This is a genomic window from Escherichia sp. E1130 (genome assembly GCF_005781065.1).
Classification (GTDB): Bacteria; Pseudomonadota; Gammaproteobacteria; order Enterobacterales; family Enterobacteriaceae; genus Escherichia.
Genome location: NZ_VATL01000035.1, coordinates 1 through 8,689, shown reverse-complemented (window position 1 = coordinate 8,689; position 8,689 = coordinate 1). Strand labels below are relative to the sequence as shown.

At 51.7% G+C, this 8,689-nt stretch carries 4 protein-coding genes and 3 pseudogenes; all 7 read right to left on the bottom strand.

Annotated features, from left to right (window positions below; all coding sequences use genetic code 11):
- The coding region (locus tag FEK66_RS23230) for a transposase (RefSeq protein WP_171023576.1) at positions 1-134 on the bottom strand (134 nt) is incomplete at its 3' end.
- Positions 135-207: 73 nt separating this feature from the next.
- A pseudogene (locus tag FEK66_RS23225) lies at positions 208-345 on the bottom strand (transposase); the annotation flags it as partial.
- Between the two features lie 334 nt (positions 346-679).
- Positions 680-3,571, bottom strand: coding sequence for an RHS repeat domain-containing protein (locus tag FEK66_RS23220; protein WP_138211614.1), 2,892 nt, complete (start codon positions 3,569-3,571; stop codon positions 680-682).
- A 572-nt stretch (positions 3,572-4,143) separates the two neighbouring features.
- Positions 4,144-4,548: pseudogene (locus tag FEK66_RS23215) on the bottom strand (IS3 family transposase); the annotation flags it as partial.
- A gap of 68 nt (positions 4,549-4,616) precedes the next feature.
- Entirely contained in the window at positions 4,617-6,125 is a 1,509-nt protein-coding gene (gene ltrA / locus FEK66_RS23210) for a group II intron reverse transcriptase/maturase (RefSeq protein ID WP_167854282.1), read from the bottom strand.
- A 672-nt stretch (positions 6,126-6,797) separates the two neighbouring features.
- Positions 6,798-7,506: pseudogene (locus FEK66_RS23200) on the bottom strand (IS3 family transposase); the annotation flags it as partial.
- 187 nt (positions 7,507-7,693) lie between these two features.
- On the bottom strand, positions 7,694-8,689 hold a 996-nt coding region (locus FEK66_RS23195), incomplete at its 5' end, for a hypothetical protein (RefSeq protein ID WP_205714136.1).

Below are 8,689 nucleotides of genomic sequence, written 5' to 3'. Positions count from 1 at the left end.
GGAGGTAGTCCATAGATGTAGTAGGTGGCTTCAGAGATACCGGCCTCCCGGCAGACATCTTTAACGGTTCGTCCGGCTTCAACTGACTTAATCACAGCGATGATCTGATGCTCAGTAAAACGGGCTTTACGCATAGCGATCTCCTTCGTTGGCAGATTGATTATGCCGGATGATCTCTAAATATGAATGGCACGATTATGCGGGATACTTACACAAATGGTCAGGGTTGAGCTCGAGTGCCAGCGCGACTTCTCTGACATCACGCTGGTATTTAACCACCTGTTCGATAGCTTCAAGCTTGAACTCCGGGGAAAAGGTACGTTTAGTCCGACGAGTTTTGATCATGCATCACCTCATTTTCACTGTTTTAACATTAACAGGATTTCGAGGTGTCCTGAATTACCAATCCACTACAGCCTGAGCGGGTCCGTTTCCTTATCATACTAAAAATGTCATCCTTCAGATGGGTTCGAGTGCTGCTCCTTCAGCAAAAGTGACGATAAGTCGCTCCTTATCGTTTATTTACAAAAGTGCCGTTTATCGAAAGACAGTCATGATAAGCAGCCGGTATAGATCAATACCGGCTGGTTCGAGGGTGCAACAACACCATTACTTTCCTTTAAAGAAGGCCAAAAACTTATTGACCCACAATGCTCTTTAACTCCCGGCGAACACCGGGCTAGTGCCGCATGATGCTATGTTTTTTAGAAAATTTCTCAATGCTCTTTTTCATTTTCATATCAGCTTTATCAACGGTTATTTTTTCCACATCTTTAAACAGAACAGGGGTATGCGCTTGCCATTCAATATATTCCGCTGGAGCGCGACCTTCAGCAAGGGCCTTGTACTGCTGAGAATTTAAACCTGACAGAATAGGATTTAGATTTTCCCGGGAGGCAACAAGATGCGTTATCCCGGTATTACCAGACGTCTGGCTATCTCCATACAGTACTAAAGAATCCCTTGGCGTATAAGTGACATAATCTTTAAGGTCATCGCTTAAAGTCATAATCCCCTGACCATAATTTTTTGCCTGTGATGACTGAGTTTCTCCGATAGATAATGAACCGTAGACAGGTCGACCAGAAAGGCTCCCATTCCCTTTGATTCTATCATTAAAATCACTGAAGGCCTCCCCTCCGGATTTGTAAATATCCAGTTCTGTCGCATCCCTTTTTTCAAAATACCCACCATCAGGTCTGGAATTTGTCTGCCATCCATTTAATAAACGCCCCCCCTTCATTTTAGAAAGATTAGAAGGAAAGAAATTCAAATTTAACTCCCCAGAGGCAAGAGAATCATACAATTTAACATACATCTCGCCCAACTGCTCCCCGTTAAGTGAGCGGCCAGTTAATTTTTCTAGATTAGCTAAGGCTTTTTCTTTATCCGTCTGAAATCGCTCAACAATCCCATTTTTCATTTCCTCTAAAAAATATAGTTCAGTCTCTTTTTCTGAACCATCATAGCAATTTTCATTAAGTCTCAAGGAATTTAACCCTGTTATTTCAGTAAAATTCACCGGATTATTTTTACAAAATCGAAACAAATTTTGCCCATCCACCGTTCCTGCCGGATCCGCACTCAGCCAGCGCCCCACCCACGGCTGGTAATACCGGTACCCATAGTAGTACAGCCCCGTCGCATCCCGCTCCTTTCCCGAGTAACGGATGGTCTTGTAATCCGCCTGCAGCTGACTGCGCGCTGCCCACACTGCCGTACCACCGTACGGGTAGTACTCTTCCATACTGATGACCTGTCCGTCACCGTCCAGCTCCAGCTGGCCACTGCCAATCTGATTATCGTAGCTCCAGCGCAACTGGTCATTGATGATGTTTTCAGGTTTTCCGCTCTCCCAGTGCAGCACACGCACCTGTGCCCGGCCCGCCTCACCCACCGTCATGACCTGCAGGCTCTCCGTTTCCGTGTCGCCCGTTTTTATGCTGCGCAGCTCAAGCCCCGACAGGTACAGCACCCGCTGCGTCTGAGTACTGCTACCGGTTGACTGTACACTGACCTTCAGGATGCGCTGACTGCCGCCGTCATAGCGGTAGCTCTCCCGGTCATCCGCGTTCCCATCCCGCACCACCGGCGATACTGTCAGCAGCTCATTACGCGGTGTCCAGGTAAGATGCTGTCCCGGTTGCAACGCCTTCTGCTGCCCGCCCGCCGTGAACAGCGCCTCCACCTCTGCCGGGTTTTCTGTCAGGACGCTCAGCACGCCCCGGTTGCTACGGGCGCTTATCGTGATTTTTGTGGTGTAGCTGTTACCGGTGGCCAGTGCATTGTGGCTGATTTGAGTCAGGTTACCGCCGGTATCATAAGTGTAAGTGCGGGAGTAGTTCGTAAAGGCGGAGCTGTCTGTGGAAAGGGGAACGGTGACAGGCGGCATGTTGCTGCCCTGCTGACCGGCATTAGCCATCTCGCGTCCGGTGGCGCTGACCAGCTGGTACAGACTGTCGTAGGTGTAGATATTCTCCGGGACCACTTTCTGATTGTGCCAGAAGCGGGTCTCTTCTGCGTCGTTAGTGACTTTAAGCACGTTACCCACAGGGTCGTACTCATAGCGCAGGTCCTGGAGGACCTTCTGCCCCGACTGATACCCGGCAAGCCGTTCCGTTTTAATCCGGCACAAACGCTGTGTCTCAGGCTCATACGCGTATGTGGTCACCACGCCGTTGCCGTGCTCCTCGCGTAGTTTCTGTCCGGCGGCGGAGTATGTCAGGGATTTCACAATGACCTGTTCCGTACCGCCCTTCAGGGTCAGCCAGCTGCCTGACAGCAGACCTGCCACGTCGTACGCTACCCGCTGCATATTACCCTTCGCGTCAGTGGTCGTCAGCACCACCCCGGAGGCATCCGCTGTCGACAGGGTGGTATATCCCTCGAGCTCACCGGCAAGCTGGTCGTTCCACGAAGAAGCATCAGTACCCTGCCAGTCAGCCGCGGTGCCAGGGTTGTCCGTGTACTTCAGCAGGCGGCGGGTGACGGAGAGTGATACCCCGGTCAGCGCCATGCTGTCCGTTTGCGCCAGTCCGGCTGTGTCGTAGTGACTGACACGCATACCGGCCAGGTTTAGGAACTTCTCTGCGTCACCGTTACCGGCATACACGAAGCGCTCCGTGATGCGGGCGGCTTCGCCAGTGACCTGCTCCGTAATGCTCACCGGCCGGCCAGACAGGTCCTTACCTTCATACTGCCAGGTACGGGTCACTGCCCGGCTTCGGTCGTCCGTACCGTCACGGGTGGAACTGATGTTGCTGACCACCAAACACGGTCGGCCTGCCGCATCATTCAGGCTGACAGTGGTGCCGTTATCCACACCCTCTGTACGCAGGGCTCCACCGGGCATATTTCTGATATAGCTGAAGTTCGCCCGTCTGGCCTCATGCAGGCGCGGGTCAGCGCTCTGCGTCAGAAAGCCGCGGGCGTCGTATTGATGGCGGGTGATGCGCACACGGGTACCATCTGGCGAGCCGGGATGACGGTAGTACGCTATATCGCGTATAGTATGGTCGCGATTGTCTAGTATTTTGACCGTCGGAGTGTTACAGAACAATGATGTGTTCATGGTGTTCTCCTGTAGCGATATGTAATACCTCAGAGATTTACTGGTAATATCTGCATACCGGTTACCACATTCACCAACTTTCTCGCCCCGAACACCGGGTGGTACTGGTGAACGGGTCGGAAACTGTACGGGTCACCAGTATCCGGGCGGGGGCCCGGGCATTAGCATCTGCCGGGGGGGCAACAGGGCAAGACCACAGTGCGAAGAAATTACCGCAGGAGTATTTGCATGCAGAAGCGAAGAACTTAATGGCATCAGTAGGGCATCCCTGTGACATATAAGTGAATATTCGAAAGTGGCATATTTCTGCACCAGGCACAAGCTATGATTCACTCACGAAACGGCTAATACAACGGCTATAATATCGATGTACCCTGTGCGTTTCAGGGGGTCGTTACAACACTCGGACATGCGTTGCTCACAGTTACTTTTGCCAGTGAATCCTCTTTTGTCAAACGCCACCTCTGGTAGAGCTTAATCATCTTATCGCATGTGCACTGGCAATATCGCCAGTTCTGACCAGTGCCGAGTGCATGATGATTTGATCCTACCCACGTAATATGGACACAGGCCTAAGCGAGGTTCTGGTTTTCAAATTTTTCCGGACTGAGACCACCACACCAACTGTGCCGTCGCCACCGATTGTAATCACATTCGATATAATTAAACACTGTTGCCCGCATTATTTCCCGGCTGATAAAGTGTTCTCCGTGGAGACATTCCACTTTCAGCGAATGAAAGAAGCTTTCCACGCAGGCATTATCGTAGCAGCAGCCCTTTGCGCTCATACTGCCACGAAGAGTATGCCGCTTCAGCAGCGCCTGATAATCTGCTGAACAGTACTGACCTCCACGGTCCGTGTGAACGATAACGTTCCGGGGTCTCTTACGCCGCCACAGCGCCATCTGCAGGGCAATGACCACTGCCAGATACAGCCAGCCTTCATCTGTACGTAGTAGAGTAAGAGGCAGGGCGTAGTTGGACTATTTCCCTGCCTCTCCTCCCCGAACCGGACGTGCACCTTTCAGCGCATCCGGCTCTCCGTTTAAACGCTGGCGAACGCCATTGACACTTCAGTGTAGCGCGATGTATCCGTGTTTCTGGCTTTCGTCCTCAGATAAGGGTTACCTTCAGGCAGACGCCAGCGGAACAGCTTCTTGCCTTGCCCGACCAGCCGGTACAGGATTTCACCGCTGAGCTTACCGTGGTTGGTTTTTCCAAATAAAACCCATGTTTTGCTCTGACCCGGTTTCGGTGATTTACACCACCACCTCATCAGGGAAGCGATACCTGTACGATACTTGCGGGCCAGCCAGTGAGCCAGCTTCCAGAACACTACGCGGTCGATATAACTGAATACTTTGGCCTTAAAATCAACGAATTGATAGAACGCGGCCCAGCCTTTCAGTTTCCGGTTGAGTATCTCAACCATATCGATTTTGCTTTCACTGTAATTACCTGATAACAAAGCCGTCAGCGATGCAGCGAAGTTTCTGGCTTTCTCCTGCGGGATCGTCGAGACCACCCGCATATCGCCATAACGACTGCGTTTGCGGATGATCCGGTGACCCAGAAAGATAAAGCCGTCGTTAACATGGGGGATTCTGCTCTTGTCCATGTTCAGCCTGAGTTTCAGGCTGTCTTCAAGCACACTACGACACTCTTCCCTGATGGCTTCGGCTTGTGCTTTGTTACCCTTGACGATAAGCACGAAGTCATCGGCATACCGGCAGTACGCCACAGCAGGTTTCCATTGCCAGTTTTCTCTGACAGCGGTACTTCGGCCTCGCTGGATACTGTGATTCCAGTACCAGCGATCCTTTCGGGCTTTCCCGCTCAGGTAGCGTTTATGCAGATACTGATCGAACTCATTGAGCATGATATTCGACAGCAATGGCGATATTACACCACCCTGCGGTACGCCTTCACTTGCCGCCCGAAAGAGACCGACATCAATATGCCCGGCCTTGATGGTTTTCCACAGCAGAGCCATGAAACGAGTGTCGCTGATCCTGCGGCGTACTGCCTTCATCAGCAACCGATGGTGTACAGTGTCGAAGTAGCTGGACAGGTCGCCTTCAATTACCCAGCGGCCCCGTGTTTCACCGCAGTCGGTGAGCTGCAATTTCACCGTGCGGATCGCATGGTGGACACTGCGTTCAGGCCGGAAGCCATATGAGAGTGTATGAAAATCACTTTCCCATATCGGCTCCATCGCCATCAGCATGGCCCGCTGAACAATACGATCACGCAACGCCGGGATACCCAGAGGTCGCAGCTTGCCGTTGCTTTTCGGGATATAAACCCGTCTGACGGGCAAGGGCTGGTAGTGACCTGAGAGTAATTCATCCCTGAGGATTTGCAGCTCAGCAGCCAGTCTGGCCTGTAGCTTTGTTTTGTTCACGCCATCAACGCCGGGGGTATGCGCCCCCTTTGATGAAATCGTGATCCGCGCCGCTTCAGCCAGCCATTCTGGTTGTGTTATCAGACGCAGCAGCCGTTCAATCCGTCGGGACGGATCGGTGGCTGCCCATGTGGCAAGCTTGCGTTGCATTTCGCTGATTATCAAAGGTCTTCACCTCATTAGGTCAGTTAATTCACGTCGCAAACACATTTAAACTGCTCCCCTTCGCCATGTAATGGGCTTTCCCCATCGCGGACTACTACGGAAGCTCCGCCAGTCAGCGCGTCATCGGGGCCATGCCCCCTTAACATCCGTCGCTGACCTTCCCCGGTTCACCTGTCTGGACTCAGACATACTGAGGAGGCTGCCCGTCGCACTCTTTACCCTTGCTTGCCGCAAGTTGGCAGAAGTCAGCAACCCGAGCGTGATGGGCACTGCTGTCCCGGTGTTTTGCATACTTGTCAAAACACCTTTGACCGGCAGTGCATACATATCACTGCCAGTTCCTTCTGCACGGCCTGTCAGATCACATTGGCCGTGGTGACGTTTTCAACCCACAGAGGCGAATTAACGGGTTCATGTTCTTCAGCCTTTCAGCACTCAACCTTGGGGAGCATCTCGGCTTAGTGATCTCGCCTCAATCCCCGTTGTCAGCGGGTTACATCACCCTGCAGGCATGCCGCAGGTCACTGCCGCTCAGGTTCTCCACCGTCACACCCGGTGGGATTGTTGGGTTTCTCGTCATGAGTTACCGTTTCAATATTCCAGACAGACTCATGGTTCATTTGAGCCTCCATGCTCGCCCTGAACTCCGGGCACACAGTACGTGATGTCTCCCACCCACTTCTGGTTCGGGCCACTGGCGTAAAAATCCTGCTCCAGCAGATTTTCTGACACAGGCAGGCCATGTGCGCGGTAACTGACCGGGCTGAACTTCCGGGAGACCTTTGCCCTCAGCCCCTGACGGCGCAGGCTTGCCGCCACGGTTTTGACGTTAAAGTGGTAACCCTGAGCACGCAGTTCATCCGTCAGGCGTGGTGCACCGTAACGCTGTTTTGACCGGGTAAAAGCCGTGAGGACAACGCTGTCGCAGTGCTGACGGAACTGCTGACGTGTGCTTATCATTGTCCGCCGCTGACACCACGTATACCAGCCGCTGCGGGCCACCCGAGTACGCGGCACATTGCCTTGATGCTGAACTCAGCCTGATGTTTTTCAATAAAGACATACTTCATTTCAGGCGCTTCGCGAAGTATGTCGCGGCCTTTTGGAGGATGGCCAGTTCCTCTGCCTGCTCCGCCAGTTGCCGCTTCAGGCGGGCATTTTCAGCGGCCAGTTCGCTTTCACGCTCAGACGAGGTCATCTGTTGCTGCAGTTTGCTGCGCCACGCATAGAGCTGAGATTCATACAGGCTGAGTTCACGGGCTGCGGCAGCAATACCGATGCGTTCAGCAAGCTTCAGGGCTTCACTGCGAAATTCAGGCGAATGCTGTTTACGGGATTTTTTGCTGGTTGATACTGTTTTTGTCATGTGAGTCACCTCTGACTGAGTGTTTACTCACTTAGCCGCGTGTCCACTATTGCTGGGTAAGATCAATTATGGCAATACCTACCGGGTAACTGTGTCCCATCACATCCTGTTGCGGGGCACCTTCAACGCGGCCGGTTAACTGGTACCCCATAAGAAATACACGCTATTCATGTGCAGCGGTACCTTATTACTGCTTGTACACCTTACCTGAATAAATGTTTTTAACGGGTTTTACTCCCGGAGTATTAATCTTTGACAGCACGACCAACTTCCAGCTAGGTAATTTCTTTCCTGCCCCGGAATTATTGTTCACCGATCTGATACCGTCAACCTGAAGAAGAGTGCCCGGAGCGATAAGAAGGTGATCGTTTAAAGTACTGCTGAACGCCTCCCGTTTCTTCACCGACTCATCAATCATGAATGCAACCATTTCGTTGCCAGACGCACTTTCCTCTCCACTTTCTCCTTTTGCCCAGTTTATCCAGCCCAGCATAGAAGGAGGATATGAAAAGAGAGACATATACCCTTTATCCATGACAATATTCTCTACTACTATCTCCCCACCATAGATATTTTTCGCAGTCATAATCACCCTATAGCCAACGACAGGCATTTCTGGTAGATAGGGAAATAGTAATTCAAATTCTCTCTTATCCTCCTCAGCAACACTAGTGTCGTTGTCATCACCACCTGACAAGCCAATCCCCCGAAGTAGGTTATTGATTCTTTTATAGGTCCCAGAACTGGCGTCAGCATAATCTTTCAAGACGGAATCATAATCAGTGGCTCTGGGATTCTCTTTGTCAAATTTCATCTGTGCCACACTACTTCTATCAGCGGCAGCTTTATTATTTTTCTCATAATCTTTCTTCATTTGAGCTCTTGCATCTTTCGCTGAAGGATTATTATTGAGAAGCGCTAAAAGCCTGTCCGCACGTAAGACCCAGCGAGGCGGCGATTGCAAACTGCCAGAGGAACTAGCTTGCAAACTAGCTGAGGATCGAGGTGGCGATTGCAAACTGCCAGAGGAACTAGCTTGCAAACTAGCTGAGGATCGAGGTGGTGGCGGGGGGGGAGAACCATCTGCAGAAGTCTCCGCGTGAGGTAATGCGTTTCGCTTCATTAACCCTCCATCATCAAAATATGACCCGGGGTTATTTCCACAGAAGCGGAACAGATTCAC

Coding starts and splice junctions, on each gene's coding strand:
- FEK66_RS23220 (WP_138211614.1), bottom strand. CDS start 3,571: ATGAACACATCATTGTTCTGTAACACTCCGACGGTCAAAATACTAGAC.
- ltrA (WP_167854282.1), bottom strand. CDS start 6,125: ATGCAACGCAAGCTTGCCACATGGGCAGCCACCGATCCGTCCCGACGG.